This is a genomic window from Streptomyces sp. NPDC086989, assembly GCF_044745505.1.
In the GTDB taxonomy this organism is placed as follows: domain Bacteria; phylum Actinomycetota; class Actinomycetes; order Streptomycetales; family Streptomycetaceae; genus Streptomyces.
In genome coordinates this window covers 428,982-446,594 of the sequence record NZ_JBIVAL010000004.1, presented here as the reverse complement: position 1 = coordinate 446,594, position 17,613 = coordinate 428,982, and the positions used below count along the sequence as shown (strand labels likewise).

Here is a 17,613-nt window from a genome sequence, read left to right as displayed (position 1 = left end):
GGTGGGGCCGGGGAGGTGGGGATGGAGGAGCGCGTCCGGACGCTGGTGAGGAGCATCAGGGTGTTGTCGCGACCAGGTCAACAGGCTTCAATACGCCGTGACATTGCAGTGTGAACGGCGGGACCGCAGTGTGAATGACTGCCGTCCTTTCACCTGGACCTCCGGCGCCACCGGCCGCCCTCCCGCCCCACCGCGCGTGAACGTTCACAGGAGGAGCCGTCATGCGGTCGACCGGACAGAACGCGCAGGGCAGCGGCCGGACCGGCGCACAGGCGGACGCCCGGGAGCTCGGGCACCTGCTCCGCGCCGGTCCCTTCCACCTCGCGCTGCGCGCCGCCCTCACCGCCCGCGGCCTCCCCCTGCACCGGGTCCAGCAGCGGCTCGCGGCCCGCGGCATCAAGCTCGGCGTGACCAGCCTCAGCTACTGGCAGCAGGGCGCGCGGCGGCCGCGCCGCCCCGAGTCCCTGAAGGCCGTACGGGCCCTGGAGCAGATCCTGGAACTGCCCGGGGGGACCCTGCTGCGGCTGCTGGCCGCCCCGGAGGACGCCGGGTCCGGGGCGGTCCGCCCGCCGTCCCGCTCGTACCGGGCCCTGGTCAGCGTCGGCGCGGCCGTCGAGGGCCTGCTGGCCGGCATGGAACTGCCCGCCGACGGCGGCCTGCACACCGTCGGCCACCACGAGCGGGTGCGGATCGGCGCGGGCGGCGAACTGCTGGGCCGCGAGTCGCAGCACGTCGTACGGGCCCACCGTGACGGCGTCGACCGGTACCTCGCCGTCCATCACGGCGACCCCGGCTGCGACCCGGCCCGGGTCCGCGTCCGGGCGGACGAGAACTGCCGGACCGGCCGCGTCCGCTGGCACCGGGAGGCCGAGGTGCTGGTCGCCGAGCTCCTCTTCGACGCCCGGCTGCGCACCGGGGACACGTACGTCTTCGGCTACGGCTTCGAGGACGGGACCGGCGGCCGCTGCACCGAGTACGTGCGCGGGTTCAGCTACAGCGGCGGGCAGTACGTGCTCCAGGTCCGCTTCGACGAGGCCGCCCTGCCGGTGCGCTGCCGGCGGTTCGGCCGGTCCGGGCCCGGGGCGCCGCGCAGCGGACTCGCGGACCTGACGCCGAGCGGGCGCCACCGCGTCGTGCACCTGGTGGAGCCGGAGGTGCGGCGCGGCCTGCTGGGCATCGACTGGGACTGGGCGTAGGGCCGCCCTCCCGCGCGCCGGATCAGCCCGCGATGAGCTTGCCGCCCTCGGCCCTGACCGGGACGGCGGGCAGCGGCTCGGCGGCCGGGCCGCGCAGCACCTTGCCGGTCGTCACGTCGAAGCGGCTGCCGTGGCAGGGGCAGTTGCCCTCGCCGTCGTCGATCTTGTCCAGGACGCAGCCGGCGTGCGTGCACTGCGCGCTGAACGCCTTGTACTGGCCCGCCGCCGGGCAGCTGACGACCAGCTTCTGCTCCCGGAACAGCTTGGCCCCGCCGACCGGGACCTCGGACGCGGCGCCGAGCTCCACCGGGGCGGCCGGGACCGCCGGGGAGCCGGAGCCGCCGGTGCCCTCGGTGGAACAGGCCGCGAGCGCCGCCCCGCCTCCGACGGCCCCCGCGATCGCGGCGGCGCCCTTGAGCACGGTACGGCGGGCGGCGGACTGCGACGCGGACATGCGGTTCTCCTGGCCTGGGGGTTCTGCTGGTACGGGTGGGGCTGCTGGTACGGGTGGAACTGCGGGTACGGGTGGACCTGCGGGTACGGGTGGACCTGCGGGTAAGGGTGGAGCTGCTCGGACTGCAGGCCGCAGGGGTGCGGCCGGTGCCGCCGGGCACCCCGACGATACCGCCGCCCTGTTCCGCCGCCCGATGGGATACCTTCCCCCGCGTGATCGTCGTCGGTGGAGAAGCCCTGATCGACCTCGTGCCCGTGGCGCAGCCGCCGGGCGCGCTCGTGCCGCGGCCGGGCGGGGGGCCGTACAACACCGCGCTGGCGCTGGGCCGGCTCGGTGCGGAGGCCGCCTTCTGCTCGCGGGTCTCGACGGACGGCTTCGGCGAGAGCCTGCTCGCCGGGCTGCGCGCCGCCGGGGTGGACCTCTCGCTGGTCCAGCGCGGTCCGGAGCCCACCACCCTCGCCGTGCCCTCGCTGGCACCGGACGGCTCGGCCGCGTACGAGTTCTACGTGGAGGGCACGGCCGACCGGCTGTTCGCCCTGCCCGAGGCGCTCCCCGCGGGCACCCGCGCCCTGGCGCTCGGCACCTGCTCCCTGGCCCTGGAGCCGGGTGCGAGCGCGTACGAGGCCCTGCTGCGCCGGGAGTCCGGGCGCGGGCTGCTGACGCTGCTGGACCCCAACATCCGCCCGGCGCTGATCGCGGATCCGGCGGCGTACCGGGCCCGGTTCCTGGGCTGGCTGCCGTACGTGTCCGTCCTCAAGCTGTCGGAGGAGGACGCCCGGTGGCTGGGCGGCCGGGTCTCGGACTGGCTGGCTGCGGGGCCTTCGGCGGTGGTGCTCACCCGGGGCGCGCAGGGCCTGGTGGTCCGGACCCGGGAGGGCGACGAGTACACGGCGGCGGCCCGGCGGGTCGTCGTGGCGGACACGATCGGCGCGGGCGACACCGTCAACGCCGCCCTGCTGCACCGTCTGGCGAGCCCGGCGGGCCCGGCGGGTCCGGCCGGCGGCCCGGTGGACTGGCCGGGGGTCCTGGCGTACGCGGCCCACGCGGCGGCGCTGACCTGCACCCGGGCGGGCGCGGAGCCGCCGTACGCGGCGGAGCTCAGCGGATAGCGGCCCACAGGGTCCGGGCCACGGCGGGGGCGAACTCCTCGACCGGCGGGACCACCTCGGGGCCGGAGAAGTGCAGGAAGAACGCCCGCTGGAAGCAGGCGCCGAGCAGCAGCGCCGCGGCGGCCTCCGGATCGGCGTCGGGGCGCAGCCTCCCCCGTTCGAGCTCGCGGCGCAGCCGGCCCGTGAGCGCGTCGCGCACGACGTGGGGGCCGGTGCCGATCTCCTGGACGCCCTCGCGGTGGCGGGTCAGCAGGGCGGGCTCGGCGAAGAGCGAGGCGGCCATGGGCATGGCGTCGGCGTAGAAGAGCGAGGCGTGCCGGGCGATGGCGGTGAGCCCCTCCTCCACGGACCGCTCGGCGTGGTCGCGGGCGAGCTCTCCCATGAGGGGGCCGGCATTGGGGGTGCGCTCCATGAGGACGCGCACGAACAGCTCCTCCTTGTTCGCGTAGTGCTTGTAGAGCGCGGCTTCGGAGCAGCCGGCCTCGCGCGCGATCGCCTTGGTGGTGGTGTTGGCGAGGCCGATGGTGCGCATGAGCGTCTCGGCGGCGTCGAGGAGCCGCTCGGGAGTGGGCCGGCTTGACTTCGTGGTGAGCATTCACTCACGCTAGCGGAAGAAGGGGTGAGTAAATACTCACCCACCCTCGAATGGGAGCCGGCGATGAAACTGACGGTGTTCGGAGCCACGGGCGGTGTCGGCCGTGAGGTCGTACGACAGGCCCTCGACGCGGGCCACGAGGTGACGGCGGTGGTCCGCGACCCCGCCCGGCTGGGCGTACCGGCGCACGGACGCCTCCACGTGGCCGTGGTGCGCGATCTCACGGACGAGGAGGCGCTGGTCCCCGTCCTGACGGGACGGACGGCGGTGATCTCCGCACTCGGCGCGGCGAGCAACAAGCAGGCCCGGCTCGCCCCGGTCACCGGCCCGTCGGTGCGGGCCATCGTGTCGGCGATGGACCGGGCGGGCGTGAGGCGTCTCGCGGCGGTGAGCGCCGCCCCCGTCGGACCGGACGTGGAGACCGACGGGGTCATCGCCCGGAAGGTCTTCCTCCCGGTGCTGCGGTGGGCCCTGCGCGACCTGTACGCGGACCTGGAGGTCATGGAGGCGGCGATCCGGGCGAGCGGCACCCAGTGGACGGTGGTCCGCCCGCCGCGGCTGCTGGACAAGCCGCGCACCGGGAACTACCGCCGGGTCATCGGCGCCAACGTCCCCGACGCCCGGACCATCTCGCGCGCGGACGTCGCGGACGCCCTGCTGGCCTCCCTGACGGACCCGGCCACGGCGGGCCACGCGGTGGGCGTGGCCGCCTGACGGACGGCCGGACCCCGGCCGGCGGGCCCCACGGGGGTGGGACCGCCGGCCAGTGTCGGGCGTCAGGCCTTGCGGGCCCGTGCCGTGGCCTTCTTCGCCGGGGCCGCCTTCTTCGCCGCCGCGGTCTTCTTGGCCGCCGCGGCCTTCTTCGCGGGGGCGGCCTTCCCGGCGGCCGCCTTCCTCGCCGGGGCGGCGTCCAGCGCCGCGTCCGAGACCCGCTCCGCGCCGAGGATGTCGCGCAGGAACTTGCCGGTGTGGCTCGCACCCACCGAGGCGATCTGCTCCGGCGTGCCCTCTGCGACCACCAGGCCGCCTCCGTACCCGCCTTCGGGGCCCATGTCGATGACCCAGTCCGCGGTCTTGACGACGTCCAGGTTGTGCTCGATGACGATCACCGAGTTCCCCTTGTCCACCAGCCCCGACAGCACCTTGATCAGCTTCGAGATGTCCTCGAAGTGCAGACCCGTCGTCGGCTCGTCCAGGACGTAGACCGTCCGGCCCGTCGACCGCTTCTGCAGCTCCGACGCCAGTTTCACGCGCTGCGCCTCGCCGCCCGACAGCGTCGGCGCCGACTGGCCGAGCCGGACGTACCCGAGCCCCACCTCGTTCAGCGTCTTCAGGTGCCGCGCGATCGTCGGCACGGCCTCGAAGAAGTCCAGCGCCTCCTCGATCGGCATGTTCAGGACTTCGGCGATGGACTTGCCCTTGTAGTGGACCTCCAGCGTCTCCCGGTTGTACCGGTCGCCGTGGCACACCTCGCACGGGACGTACACGTCCGGCAGGAAGTTCATCTCGATCTTGATCGTGCCGTCGCCCGAGCAGTTCTCGCACCGGCCGCCCTTGACGTTGAAGGAGAAGCGGCCCGGCAGGTAGCCGCGCACCTTCGCCTCCATCGTCTCGGCGAAGAGCTTGCGCACGTGGTCGAAGACGCCCGTGTACGTCGCCGGGTTGGACCTCGGGGTCCGGCCGATCGGCGACTGGTCGACATGCACGACCTTGTCGACGAGGTCGTCCCCGTCCACCCGCGTGTGCCGTCCCGGCACCGACCGGGCGCCGTTGAGCTCGCGCGCCAGGTGCGTGTACAGGATGTCGTTGACCAGCGTCGACTTGCCCGAGCCCGAGACGCCCGTCACCGCCGTGAGCACGCCCAGCGGGAAGGACACGTCGATGTCCCGCAGGTTGTTCTCCTTGGCGCCATGGACGGTCAGCTTCCGCTCCCCGTTCACGGGCCGGCGGATGTCCGGCACCGGGATGGACCGCTTCCCGGACAGGTACTGCCCGGTCATCGAGTCGCCGTTCTTCAGCAGCTCCTTCAGCGAGCCGCTGTGCACGACCTTGCCGCCGTGCTCGCCGGCGCCCGGGCCGATGTCCACGACCCAGTCGGCCACCTTGATGGTGTCCTCGTCGTGCTCGACGACGATCAGGGTGTTGCCCATGTCCCGCAGCCGCACCAGCGTCTCGATCAGCCGGTGGTTGTCCCGCTGGTGCAGGCCGATGGACGGCTCGTCGAGCACGTACAGCACGCCGACCAGGCCGGACCCGATCTGCGTGGCGAGTCGGATGCGCTGGGCCTCGCCGCCCGAGAGGGTGCCCGCGGCCCGGTTGAGCGACAGGTAGTCCAGGCCGACGTCGACGAGGAAGCGGAGCCGCTCGTTGACCTCCTTCAGGACCCGCTCCGCGATCTTCTTGTCGCGGACGTCGAGCCGCATCCGCCCCAGGAAGTCCGCGCACTCGCTGATCGACATCGCGGCGACCTCGGCGATGGACTTGTCCATCACCGTCACCGCGAGCACGATCGGCTTGAGGCGGGTGCCCTCACAGGTCGGACAGGGCACCTCGCGCATGTAGCCCTCGAAGCGCTCGCGGCTGGCGTCGCTCTCGGACTCAGCGTGCCGGCGCTTGACGAACGGGACGGCGCCCTCGAAGGCCGTCGTGTAGGCGCGCTCGCGGCCGTACCGGTTGCGGTAGCGGACCTCGATCTGCGTCTTGTGCCCGTACAGCAGGGCCTTCTTCGCCCGCTGCGGCAGCCCGGCCCACGGGATGTCCGTACGGAAGCCCAGCTCCCCGGCGAGCGCGCCGACCAGCCGCTGGAAGTAGTCCTTGGTGTGGCCGAGGGACCACGGGGAGACCGCGCCCTCGTCCAGGGACTTGTCCTCGTCGGGGACGATCAGCTCCGGGTCCACCTCCATGCGCGTACCGATGCCGGTGCACTCGGGGCAGGCGCCGAAGGGCGAGTTGAAGGAGAAGGAGCGCGGCTCCAGCTCCTCGAAGGACAGGTCGTCGTACGGGCAGTAGAGGTGCTCGGAGAACATCCGCTCACGCTCGGGGTCGTCCTCGGCGAGGTCGACGAAGTCCAGGATCACCATGCCGCCGGAGAGCCCGAGGGCGGTCTCCACGGAGTCGGTGAGCCGGCGCTTGGCGCTCTCCTTGACGGTGAGGCGGTCGATGACCACCTCGATGGTGTGCTTCTCCTGCTTCTTCAGCGTGGGCGGCTCGGAGAGCTGGATGGTCTCCCCGTCCACCCGCGCCCGGCTGTAGCCCTTCGTCTGCAGGTCGGAGAACAGGTCGACGAACTCGCCCTTGCGCTCGCGCACCAGCGGCGACAGCACCTGGAAGCGGCTGCCCTCGGGGAGGGCGAGGACCTTGTCCACGATCGCCTGCGGCGACTGGCGCGAGATGGGGCGGCGGCACTCGGGGCAGTGGGGCTTGCCGATGCGCGCGAAGAGCAGGCGCAGGTAGTCGTAGACCTCGGTGATGGTGCCGACCGTCGATCGCGGATTGCGCGAGGTCGACTTCTGGTCGATCGAGACCGCCGGGGAGAGGCCCTCGATGAAGTCCACGTCGGGCTTGTCCATCTGCCCGAGGAACTGGCGGGCGTACGACGAGAGCGACTCGACGTAGCGGCGCTGGCCCTCGGCGAAGATCGTGTCGAAGGCCAGGGAGGACTTGCCCGACCCGGAGAGTCCGGTGAAGACGATGAGTGAGTCGCGGGGCAGGTCGAGCGAGACGTTCTTGAGGTTGTGCTCGCGAGCGCCACGAACGATGAGACGGTCGGTCACGCCGGTCCGCACCTTTCTTGAGAGAAGCGGGGGCACGAGCCCCGGACTGTCCAGGGTATGGGGGGCGCCTCTGCGATGGAGAAGAGCTAGGACTTCGAGCGTATAGCACGCGCATTCGATTTACGGCACTCCGCAGACGGGTTCACCCGTTCGTGTGGCCGGGGTCCCACGGCACTAGGCTCGGAGCCATGACTGATCATGTGCACGACCTGCAATCTGTACGTGAAGCCACGGACCGACTGCTGACCGCGGTCGCGAAACTGGACAACGCCGCCCTCGCCGGGGAGTCACACCTGCCCGGCTGGACCCGCGGCCATGTGCTGGCCCACCTGGCGCGCAACGCCGACGCCCTCGTCAACGTCCTCGCGGGCCGCCCGATGTACGAGAGCGCCGAGGCCCGCGACTCCGACATCGAGCGCGACGCCCCGCGCGCCCTGGACGTCCAGCTCGCCGACCTGCGCGAGACCCACTCCGGCTTCCTGGCGCAGAGCGAACGGGACCAGGACTGGTCGCGCACCGTCGAGCTGCGCAACGGCGTCACGGACCTCGCCTCGAACGTCCCCTTCCGCCGCCTCGTCGAGGTCGAGCTGCACCACGTCGACCTGAACATCGGCTACGAGCTCTCCGACCTCCCGGAGGAGTTCACCGCCCGCGAGATCGCCTTCCTCGCCGACCGCTGGTCCGGAAGGCCCGAGCTCCCCCCGGTCACCCTCCAGGTGGAGGGCGACGGCAACGGCTCCACGTGGCACACCGGCGGCAGCGAGGGCGGCCCGGTCACCCTGGTCGGCACCGGGGCCGAGCTGCTCGGCTGGCTCGCCGGGCGCTCGGACAAGGGCGCGCACCTCACCGTCGTCGGCGGCCTCCTCCCCGCCCTTCCCCCGCTCTAGGATCAGCACATGACGTACAGCGGAGCAGTCAAGGTCGGCGGTCCGGCCGACGTGCACGAACTCCCGGACCTGATGATTTCCAAGGTCGCGGTGGGCCCCATGGACAACAACGCGTACCTGCTGCGCTGCCGGGCCACCGACGAGCAGCTGCTGATCGACGCGGCCGCCGAGCCGGAGACCCTGCTGCACCTGATCGGCGGCGACGGCATCGCGTCCGTCGTCACCACCCACCGGCACGGTGACCACTGGGGTGCGCTCCAGGCCGTGGTCGAGGCGACCGGGGCGCGCACGTACGCGGGCGCCGACGACGTCGAGGGCATCCCGGTGGCGACCGACGTGCCCGTGGCGGACGGGGACGTGATCCGGGTCGGCCGGGTCTCCCTGACCGCCCGCCACCTGGTCGGACACACCCCGGGCTCGATCGCGCTGATCTACGACGACCCGCACGGGCACCCGCACGTGTTCACCGGCGACTGCCTCTTCCCGGGCGGCGTCGGCAACACCAACAACGACCCCAAGGCCTTCGCCAGCCTCATCGACGACGTGCAGCACAAGCTCTTCGAGCAGCTGCCGGACGAGACCTGGGTCTACCCGGGGCACGGCAACGACACCACGCTCGGCGCGGAGCGGCCGCACCTGGCCGAATGGCGCGAGCGCGGCTGGTAACACGCGCCCGGTCCCGGTCAACACCATGACAGGAAGCACTCCTTCCGGTCGAAGATGACCGAACGCACGTCCTGGGGGTGTGGGGCGGGGTAGTTGCTGCACCATGCAACAGGACCCCTCCCCCGCCCTCCCCCGGACGGCGGTGCCCCGCCCGCCCTCGATGCTGCGCCTGGCATGGGCCTCGCTCGCCGGCACCGCCATCGAGTTCTACGACTTCTTCGTCTACGGCACGGCCGCGGCCCTCGTGCTCGGCCCGCTCTTCTTCCCGTCCTTCTCCCCGCTGGCCGGCACCCTCGCCGCCTTCGGCACCTTCGGCATCGGCTTCCTCGCCCGTCCACTGGGTTCCGTGGTCTTCGGGCACATCGGCGACCGCCACGGCCGACGCCCGGTGCTGCTCGGCTCCCTGCTGCTGACCGGCCTCGCCACGGTGGCGGTCGGCTGCGTGCCGACGTACGCGACCATCGGCGCGGCGGCGCCCCTGATACTGCTCGCGCTGCGCTTCCTCCAGGGTCTGGGCCTGGGCGGCGAGTGGGGCGGGGCGGTCCTGCTGACCGCCGAGCACGCTCCCGAGCAGCGGCGCGGGCTGTGGGCGAGCTTCCCGCAGGCCGGTCCCGCGGTGGGATTCCTGCTGGCCAACGGCATGACCCTCACCCTGTCCGCGACCCTCTCCGACGGGCAGTTCGCCGCCTGGGGCTGGCGCGTGCCGTTCTGGGCGGCGGGCGTACTGGCCCTCGCCGGGCTGTGGCTGCGCCGCTCGGTGGAGGAGACCCCGCAGTTCCGGGCCCTCGCCGACACGGGCCGGCGGTCCGACGCCCCGCTGTCCGAGGTGGTGCGTGGGCACTGGCGGCTGCTCCTGCTGACCGGCGGGGCGCTGTCCCTCGGGTACGCGGTGTTCTACGCGGTCACCACCTGGTCCCTCGCGTACGCCACCGAGCACCTGCGGGTGGACCGCACGGTGATGCTGGCCTGCGTGATGGCGGCCGTCGCGGTCAAGGGGCTGATGACCCCGGTGGTGGCGGTGCTCGGCGACCGGCACGGCCGCAGGCCGCTGTGTCTGGTGGGCAGTGCGATGTGCCTGGTGTGGATGTTCCCGTTCGTCGCGCTCCTGCGGACGGCGGACCCGCTGCTGATGACGCTGGGCTGCCTGGGCGGGCTGCTGGGCATGGTGACGATGTTCGCCGTGGTGGGCGCGTACCTGCCGGAGCTGTACGCCCCGCGGATCCGCTGTACGGGCGCGGCCGTGGGCTACAACCTGGGCGGTGTGCTGGGCGGGGCGCTGACCCCGCTCGTGGCGACGGCGCTGGCGGACGGCTCCGGTCCGCCGTGGGGCGTGGCCGTGTACCTGAGTGCGGTCGCCCTGGTCAGCCTGGTCTGCTTCGCGCTGCTGCCGGAGACGAACCCGACGCTGGTCCGGTCGCGTACGGGCCTCGGCAAGGAGTCGGGTCCGGACACGGGTGCGGGAACGGGGGCGGCCGAGGCGGCCGCCCCCGCATAGCCCGCGGCGACGGGCGTCAGGCATCCGGCGTCAGGCGTCAGGCGTCAGGCGTCAGGCGTCAGGTCAGGCGTCGATGCTCTCCGGGCGGGCGGCGGCTTCGGCGGCCGCCTGCTTCTTCGAGGCGATCAGGCTGGTGACGGTGGTGATCACCAGGACACCGCAGATGACGCCCAGGGAGACCGGGATGGAGATCTGGGGGACGTGCACCCCGGACTCGTGCAGGGCGTGCAGCACCAGCTTGATGCCGATGAACCCGAGGATGACGGACAGGCCGTAGCTGAGGTGGACCAGCTTCTTGAGCAGGCCGCCGATGAGGAAGTACAGCTGGCGCAGACCCATCAGCGCAAAGGCGTTGGCCGTGAAGACGATGTACGGGTCCTGGGTGAGGCCGAAGATCGCGGGGATCGAGTCCAGGGCGAACAGCACGTCGGTGGTGCCGATGGCCAGCATGACGACCATCAGCGGGGTCAGGACGCGCTTGCCGTTCTCGCGGATGAAGAGCTTGGTGCCGTGGTAGCGGTCGGCGACGCCGAACTTGTGCTCGATCGACTTGAGGAGGCGGTTCTCCTCGAACTCCTCTTCCCCCTCGTCCTTGCGGGCCTCCTGGATCAGCTTCCAGGCGGTGTAGATCAGGAACGCGCCGAAGATGTAGAAGACCCACGAGAACGAGGTGATGATCGCGGCGCCGGCGGCGATGAAGACGGCGCGCAGGACCAGGGCGATCAGGACGCCCACGAGCAGGACGCGCTGCTGGAGGTGGGAGGGCACGGAGAACTTCGCCATGATCAGGACGAAGACGAACAGGTTGTCCACGCTGAGGGACTTCTCGGTGACGAAGCCCGCGAAGAACTCCTGGGACGCCTGGCCGTTGCCGAAGAAGAGCAGGCCGAGCCCGAAGAGTGCGGCGAGGACGATCCAGACGACCGTCCAGATGCCCGCTTCCTTGACCGATACGTCGTGCGGTTTGCGGCCGATGAAGAAATCGGCGCCGATGAGGATGCCCAGACCGAGAATGGTCAGCACCCAGAGGGTCAACGAAACATCCACTGTTTATTCGCCTCCGGCAGATGGCTCAGCACACATGTCAGCGTCATCGCTGCCGGAGGTCTCTTCCACCCGGGCGGCCTGGAGGCCGTGGGCCGGCGCCCCGGGGCCGACTGCGCGCACGCGGCCGCAGTGGTCCGTATTGACGGGTACGCCGTAGCAGGAAAGCAGGAATACTCCCCTCCGCGGGCTCCAGGTTACCCGTCAGACCCCCAAAAGGTAAAGAGAACGCCAAGGGAGGGTCATGGACGGGCATTGCGCCGGGTGGCGGCGATCCTTTCCAGGGTCTGCTCCAGGACCCGGCTGTCCCGCGGCGGCAGGTCCGGTTCGAACGTCCAGGCGTGGCCGACCCACGGGTCGGCGAGGTGATTGTCCGGGACCGGCGACAGCCGCATCAGCGAGCGCCACAGCGGGTCCAGCAGCGGCCCGTAGGCCGACGCCTCGTCGCGGTCCGCCACCATCAGCAAGTGCACGCCGACCGCCGGGCCCTCGTCGGCCAGGTACCGCAGCCGTGTCACGGCCCGGTCGTCGAATCCGTGCGGGAAGTCGTGCACGATCAGCAGCTGGTCGGCGACGTCCACGTCGGGCGGCAGGTCCTCGGGGGCCCCGGCCCGCACGGCCATCTGCACGAGGTCCACCCGCCGGGTCAGCTCCTCCAGGGTCCGGGTGACCCCGGCGGCCCCGGTGGCGGGCGGCCCGGACAGCACCCCGGACGCGACCAGCGGAGCCAGGGAGGCGGCGCCGGCCCCGGCCGCGTCGACGACGTGCACGGAGAGTCGGTCGCCGGGGTGGACCGCGAGCAGCCGGACCGCGTGGGCGACGGCCATGTCCATGGCGGCCCGGCGCAGCCGGTCGGTGTCCATCGCCATCGCGGCCTCGGAGCCCGTGCGGCCGTTGTCGATCCACAGCCCGCGCTCCAGCGGGACCCGCACCAGCATGGGGATGCGCAGGTCGGGCCGCTCGGGCAGGTGCAGGTCGCCCAGGCGCAGGGCCATCGGCGCCTCCTCGGGCACCTCCTGGCCGTGCCAGACGGGGTTGGCCCAGCGGGCGTACGCGGCTGGCAGCGCGGGCTCGACCACCTCGGACTCGGCGGTCAGCTGGGCGAGGTCCCGGTCGAGCACGGCCTTGGCCTGGGCGACGAGCTCGTCGTGGCGGCCGCGGGCCTCGTCGCGGGCGGCGTTGCCGGCGCCCGCGAGGCGGTTCCGGGGGTCGGACAGCGCCCCGTCGAGCTCGCGGTCCATCCGCGACTCGGCGAAGTCGCATGCGCTGCGGTAGGCGGCCACGGAGCGGGCCAGGTCCTCGAACATGCCCCAGACCTGGTTGTAGAGCCGCTCCTCCATGGACCAGCCGGAGGCGTCGCCGGCGACCGGGACGGGCGGCCGGTCCGCCTCCGGGGAGGGGACGGCGCGCGGGCCGGGCTCGGGGGGCTCGGTGCTGGTGCGGCGGCGGCGCGGGTGGGCGTAGTCGATGGTGGGCGGCCCGCCGATGGTGTCGGCGGCTCCGGAACCGGGCGCGACCGCGGGGGTGCCCGGGTACGGGACGCCGGTGACGGGGAGCGGCTCCGGGGCCGGCGGGGGCGACGGCGGCGGGGTCGGGGCTGGGGCGACCTCGGCGGCGGCGTCCTGCGGGCCCCGCAGGCCGTGCGGAACGGTCGGCGGGGCCGCTGTCGGCAGGGCGGCCAGGGTGATGTCGCCGGACGGCACCAGCCCGGTGGCCACGTCGACCAGGGCGGCGGCGGCCGGGCCGCCCAGCCCTGCGTCGGCCAGCAGCGCACCGAGCCCGTCGGCGTACCCCTGGCCCACGGCGCGGACCTTCCAGGCCCCTTGGCGCCGGTACAGCTCCAGGGCCACGACGGCCTTCTCGGAATCCAGCCCCGCCAGGGTGAACCCGGCGAGGTCTGCGCCCTCCGGCTCGGCCACGGCCACGTACGGGGCCGGGACCGCGCCGAACCGCACGGGACCGCCGGGCGGCAGGACCAGGACCACCCCGAGCCGGTGCACGGCCGGTTCGACGGCGTCGAGGTCGATGGTGAAGCGGTGTTCGCCCGCCACCGCCTCCGGCACCCTCAGTCCGGGCAGGTCCCGGGCACCGGGGTGAGCCAGCGCACCGGGGCCGGCCAGCCGGCCCGCGTCATCGCAGGCCGAGGCCAGGACGAGCACGGGCGTGCCCGCCGAGACCCTGATCTCCACCCGCGTCCCGGGCAGGGGGTGGTTCTGCCCCCGGACCAGCTCGGCCGTCATCGTGCAGCCCCTCCCCCGTGCCCTTGCGCGCGTTCTCTTCTTGTCCGGTCGTGTCCGGTCCCGCTCTTGTCCGGTCGTGTCCGGTCCCGCGGACCGGTTCCCGGCTTACAGGTGCGGCAGGATCGCCGGCATCAGGTCCTGGAAGGTCCGGCCGTTGGCCGGGTTGCCGAGGGCCGTCATCTGCCAGCCGCCGCCCACGCGCGACACCTTCGCCATGATCTGCGCGGTGTACTGGCCGCCGCCGTCCAGCGTGTAACGGGCCAGCTCCTGGCCGTTGGTCTCGTCGACGATGCGGCAGAACGCGTTCTGCACCTCCTGGAACGTCTGGCCGGTGAACGAGTTCACCGTGAAGACGATCTGGTCGATGTGCACCGGCACGCGCTGGAGGTCGACGAGGATCGACTCGTCGTCCCCGCCCTGGCCCGCGCCGCCGACGAGGTTGTCACCGGTGTGCCGGACCGAGCCGTCGTCGCTCTGCAGGTGGCGGAAGAACACCACGTCCACCGGCTGCTTCTCGGCGAAGAGCACCGCCGACGCGTCCAGGTCGATCTCCCGGGTCCGGGACCCGAACAGTCCGCGGCGCTTGGCCGCCTGCCAGCCGAGGCCCATGCGGACCGCGGTCAGCGTGCCCCCGTCCTGCTTCTGCAGACTGATGGCCTGACCCTTGGTCATGTTGACCGTCACGCGCTGTCCCCTCTCCCTAGCCCGCCCCCACATGGGTGCGCAGCTTGTACCTGCGGCTGCCGCCAACCCTACTGACCGGCCCCGGGTCAGGCGAGGCCCGCTTCCCTCATCTGTCGCAGCTCCTTCTTCAGCTCGCCCACCTCGTCGCGGATGCGGGCCGCGACCTCGAACTGGAGCTCGGCGGCCGCGCCGCGCATCCGCTCGGTCATCTGCTCGATGAGTGCCGCCAGTTCCTCGGCGGGACGGTCCGTCAGTACCGCGGCGTCCTTGGCCGCCTTGGCCGCCTTGGCGCCCTTGACCTGCTTGCCGCCCGCGGTGACCTGGCCCGCCTTGACCACGCCGAGCGACGGCACGGGAGCCTTGGCGGCCTTGCCGTCCTTCCCCTGGCGGTACCCGGTGCCGAGCAGCTGTTCGGTGTCCAGCTCCTCCCGGGCGATGGTGGCGACGATGTCGTTGATCTTCTTGCGCAGCGGCTGCGGGTCGATGCCGTTCGCCGTGTTGTACGCGATCTGCTTCTCCCGGCGCCGGTTGGTCTCCTCGATGGCCTTCTCCATCGCCGGGGTCATCTTGTCCGCGTACATGTGGACCTGGCCGGAGACGTTGCGCGCGGCACGGCCGATGGTCTGGATCAGGGAGGTCCCGGACCGCAGGAAGCCCTCCTTGTCGGCGTCGAGGATCGCCACCAGCGACACCTCGGGCAGGTCGAGGCCCTCGCGCAGCAGGTTGATGCCGACCAGGACGTCGTACTCGCCCGCCCGCAGCTCGCGCAGCAGCTCGATCCGGCGCAGCGTGTCGACGTCGCTGTGCAGGTACCGGACCTGGATGCCCAGCTCCAGGAAGTAGTCCGTGAGGTCCTCGGCCATCTTCTTGGTGAGGGTCGTGACCAGGACCCGCTCGTCCTTCTCCACCCGCTGCCGGATCTCGTGGACCAGGTCGTCGATCTGCCCCTCGGTGGGCTTGACGACGACCTCGGGGTCGACGAGGCCGGTGGGGCGGATGATCTGCTCGACGAAGCCGTCGCCGCGGGAGAGCTCGTACTTGCCCGGGGTGGCGGACAGGTAGACCGTCTGGCCGATCCGCTCCTGGAACTCCTCCCACTTCAGCGGCCGGTTGTCGAGGGCGGACGGCAGGCGGAAGCCGTGGTCGACCAGGGTGCGCTTGCGCGAGGCGTCGCCCTCGTACATCGCGCCGATCTGCGGGACGGTGACGTGCGACTCGTCGATGACGAGGAGGAAGTCCTCGGGGAAGTAGTCGATCAGGGTGTTGGGCGCGGAGCCGGGCTCCCGGTCGTCCATGTGCAGCGAGTAGTTCTCGATGCCGGAGCAGGACCCGATCTGGCGCATCATCTCCAGGTCGTACGTGGTGCGCATGCGCAGCCGCTGCGCCTCCAGCATCTTGCCCTGCTTCTCCAGCTCGGCGAGGCGCTCGGCCAGCTCCGCCTCGATGCCGCGGACCGCCTTCTCCATGCGCTCGGGGCCGGCGACGTAGTGGCTGGCGGGGAAGACGTACAGCTCGCGGTCCTCGCTGATGACCTCGCCGGTCAGCGGGTGCAGGGTGGACAGGGCCTCGATCTCGTCGCCGAACATCTCGATCCGGACGGCCAGTTCCTCGTAGACCGGGAAGATCTCGATGGTGTCGCCGCGCACCCGGAAGGTGCCGCGGGTGAAGGCCACGTCGTTGCGCGTGTACTGGATGTCGACGAAGCGGCGCAGCAGCTGGTCCCGGTCGATCTCCTCGCCGACCTTGAGGGGGACCATCCGGTCGACGTACTCCTGCGGCGTGCCGAGGCCGTAGATGCAGGACACGGAGGCGACGACGATCACGTCCCGCCGGGTGAGGAGCGAGTTGGTCGCGGAGTGGCGCAGCCGCTCCACCTCCTCGTTGATCGAGGAGTCCTTCTCGATGTAGGTGTCCGACTGCGGTACGTACGCCTCGGGCTGGTAGTAGTCGTAGTACGAGACGAAGTACTCGACGGCGTTGTTCGGCAGGAGCTCGCGGAACTCGTTCGCCAGCTGGGCGGCGAGCGTCTTGTTCGGCGCCATCACCAGGGTCGGCCGCTGGAGCTTCTCGATCATCCAGGCCGTGGTGGCCGACTTGCCGGTGCCGGTCGCACCCAGCAGGACGACATCCTTCTCACCTGCACGGATGCGCTTCTCCAGCTCGGCGATGGCCGCCGGCTGGTCGCCGCTGGGCTGGTAGGGGCTGACGACCTCGAAGGGCGCCACCGTGCGTTCGATCTTGGATACAGGCCGCATGACTCCACCGTACGACCCCCCACTGACACTCACGCGGCCGCGCCGGGCCGCCGTGGCCCCGGGCGGGCCGGGCGGACGGTGTGGAAGTCCTCCTTTCTGGTCCGTTTGTCGTAGTTCGGTGGCGGCCCGGTGATCTTCAACCGCATGATCGCCGTAGAGGTCCCCCGTGTAGTGCAACGCCGCAACGTCTGTCAGTCCGCACGCGTCTGACGCGGGAACAGGGCTCCCGAAACGAGGAGAACGCACATGTACGTCCGACCCGCCGCCGCGGCCGCCGCCGCATTCCTGGGCTTCACCCTGACCCTGCTGGGCGGGACGGCCTCGTCCGCCGCCACCGGCCCCGCCGGCCCCTCCTCCCCCACCGGTTCCACCGGCCCCGCAGGCACCGCGGGCTCCCCGGGGCTGCTGGGCCCCGTCGTCTACGCCCACCGGGGGGCCTCGGCCTACGCCCCGGAGAACACGCTCCCGGCGATCGACCTCGCCAGGCGGCTGGGGTTCGACTGGGTCGAGAACGACGTCCAGCGCACCAAGGACGGCGAGCTGGTCGTGGTCCACGACGACACCCTCGCCCGCACCACCGACGTCGAGCAGGCGTTCCCGGACCGCAAGCCCTGGCGGGTCAAGGACTTCACCGCCGCGGAGATCGCCACGCTCGACGCGGGCAGCTGGTTCGGCGAGCAGTACGCCGGGGCCCGGGTTCCCACCCTGCGCGAGTACCTCGACCGGGTGCAGCGCAACCGCCAGCGGCTGCTGCTGGAGATCAAGAAGCCCGAGCTCTACCCCGGGATCGAAGAGCAGACGCTCCAGGTGCTGGACGAGGCCGGCTGGCTCGACGAGGACCACGTGCAGCGCCGCCTGGTCGTACAGAGCTTCAGCGCGGACTCCGTACGCATCGTGCACGACGTGCGCCCCGACGTCGTGACGGCCTTCCTGGGCACCCCGACCGTCGCCGACCTGCCGACGTACGCCCGCTTCACCGACCGGATCAACCCCTGGCACACCACCATCTCGGCCGACTGGGTCACGGCCGTGCACGGCCTGCTGGGCGCCCACGGCAAGGCGATGGAGGTGGACACCTGGATCGTCGACGACCCGGCGACGACGCGGAAGGTCCAGGGCATGGGCGTGGACGGGATCATCACCAACGCCCCGGACGTCGTACGGAACACGGTGCTCGGGGGCTTCGCGCAGTGAGCCGCCCGCGGCGGCCCGCCC

The 17,613-nt window shown here is 72.0% G+C and carries 14 protein-coding genes; 7 read left to right on the top strand and 7 right to left on the bottom strand.

Features of this window, described 5'->3' with window-relative positions:
* Positions 1–221: 221 nt before the first annotated feature.
* The gene (locus tag ACIPK4_RS11675) at positions 222–1,196 is read left to right on the top strand and encodes a hypothetical protein (protein ID WP_402311324.1); all 975 of its coding nucleotides are present in this window, start codon (positions 222–224) and stop codon (positions 1,194–1,196) included.
* A 22-nt stretch (positions 1,197–1,218) separates the two neighbouring features.
* Here ACIPK4_RS11675 and ACIPK4_RS11670 read toward each other — a convergent pair whose 3' ends face one another.
* Entirely contained in the window at positions 1,219–1,650 is a 432-nt protein-coding gene (locus ACIPK4_RS11670; RefSeq protein WP_402311321.1) for a Rieske (2Fe-2S) protein, read from the bottom strand.
* A 212-nt stretch (positions 1,651–1,862) separates the two neighbouring features.
* Here ACIPK4_RS11670 and ACIPK4_RS11665 point away from each other — a divergent pair, with 212 nt between their 5' ends.
* On the top strand, positions 1,863–2,759 hold the full coding sequence (locus ACIPK4_RS11665; protein WP_402311803.1) for a carbohydrate kinase: 897 nt from the start codon (positions 1,863–1,865) through the stop codon (positions 2,757–2,759).
* Here the strand turns inward: ACIPK4_RS11665 and ACIPK4_RS11660 are convergent.
* Positions 2,749–3,354 carry a TetR/AcrR family transcriptional regulator gene (locus ACIPK4_RS11660; protein WP_402311319.1) on the bottom strand — a complete coding sequence of 202 codons (606 nt, stop codon included), beginning with the start codon at positions 3,352–3,354 and terminating at the stop codon, positions 2,749–2,751. The two genes, ACIPK4_RS11665 and ACIPK4_RS11660, sit on opposite strands and share 11 nt — an antisense overlap.
* 24 nt (positions 3,355–3,378) lie before the next feature.
* Here ACIPK4_RS11660 and ACIPK4_RS11655 point away from each other — a divergent pair, with 24 nt between their 5' ends.
* Positions 3,379–4,068, top strand: a complete 690-nt coding sequence (locus tag ACIPK4_RS11655; RefSeq protein ID WP_402311316.1) for an NAD(P)-dependent oxidoreductase — start codon at positions 3,379–3,381, stop codon at positions 4,066–4,068.
* 62 nt (positions 4,069–4,130) lie between these two features.
* Here the strand turns inward: ACIPK4_RS11655 and uvrA are convergent, their stop codons facing one another.
* Positions 4,131–7,127, bottom strand: coding sequence for an excinuclease ABC subunit UvrA (uvrA, locus tag ACIPK4_RS11650; protein ID WP_402311313.1), 2,997 nt, complete (start codon positions 7,125–7,127; stop codon positions 4,131–4,133).
* Positions 7,128–7,315: 188 nt separating this feature from the next.
* On the opposite strand from uvrA, the gene ACIPK4_RS11645 reads away from it, so the two are divergent.
* The 3 genes from ACIPK4_RS11645 to ACIPK4_RS11635 all read left to right on the top strand — a co-directional run bounded on the left by ACIPK4_RS11645 (position 7,316) and on the right by ACIPK4_RS11635 (position 10,175).
* Positions 7,316–8,014 (top strand): maleylpyruvate isomerase family mycothiol-dependent enzyme, encoded by a 699-nt coding sequence (locus ACIPK4_RS11645; protein WP_402311311.1) that lies wholly within the window; start codon positions 7,316–7,318, stop codon positions 8,012–8,014.
* A 9-nt stretch (positions 8,015–8,023) separates the two neighbouring features.
* Positions 8,024–8,680: an MBL fold metallo-hydrolase gene (locus ACIPK4_RS11640; protein ID WP_054221147.1), complete on the top strand. Its 657-nt coding sequence runs from the start codon at positions 8,024–8,026 to the stop codon at positions 8,678–8,680.
* A 160-nt stretch (positions 8,681–8,840) separates the two neighbouring features.
* A complete protein-coding gene (locus tag ACIPK4_RS11635; RefSeq protein WP_402311801.1) occupies positions 8,841–10,175 on the top strand; it encodes an MFS transporter in 1,335 nt (444 codons plus the stop codon).
* 63 nt (positions 10,176–10,238) lie between these two features.
* Here the strand turns inward: ACIPK4_RS11635 and ACIPK4_RS11630 are convergent, their stop codons facing one another.
* The 4 genes from ACIPK4_RS11630 to uvrB form a co-directional block, all read right to left on the bottom strand.
* Positions 10,239–11,222 carry a TerC family protein gene (locus ACIPK4_RS11630; protein ID WP_402311307.1) on the bottom strand — a complete coding sequence of 328 codons (984 nt, stop codon included), beginning with the start codon at positions 11,220–11,222 and terminating at the stop codon, positions 10,239–10,241.
* Positions 11,223–11,461: 239 nt separating this feature from the next.
* Positions 11,462–13,459 (bottom strand): TerD family protein, encoded by a 1,998-nt coding sequence (locus ACIPK4_RS11625; protein ID WP_402311304.1) that lies wholly within the window; start codon positions 13,457–13,459, stop codon positions 11,462–11,464.
* Positions 13,460–13,564: 105 nt separating this feature from the next.
* A complete protein-coding gene (locus ACIPK4_RS11620) occupies positions 13,565–14,143 on the bottom strand; it encodes a TerD family protein (RefSeq protein ID WP_376195941.1) in 579 nt (192 codons plus the stop codon).
* A gap of 86 nt (positions 14,144–14,229) precedes the next feature.
* Complete coding sequence (uvrB, locus tag ACIPK4_RS11615) at positions 14,230–16,398, bottom strand: excinuclease ABC subunit UvrB (RefSeq protein ID WP_402311302.1); 2,169 nt, start codon at positions 16,396–16,398, stop codon at positions 14,230–14,232.
* A 246-nt stretch (positions 16,399–16,644) separates the two neighbouring features.
* Here uvrB and ACIPK4_RS11610 point away from each other — a divergent pair, with 246 nt between their 5' ends.
* Positions 16,645–17,592 carry a glycerophosphodiester phosphodiesterase family protein gene (locus ACIPK4_RS11610; protein WP_402311299.1) on the top strand — a complete coding sequence of 316 codons (948 nt, stop codon included), beginning with the start codon at positions 16,645–16,647 and terminating at the stop codon, positions 17,590–17,592.
* The last annotated feature ends 21 nt before the right edge of the window (positions 17,593–17,613 follow it).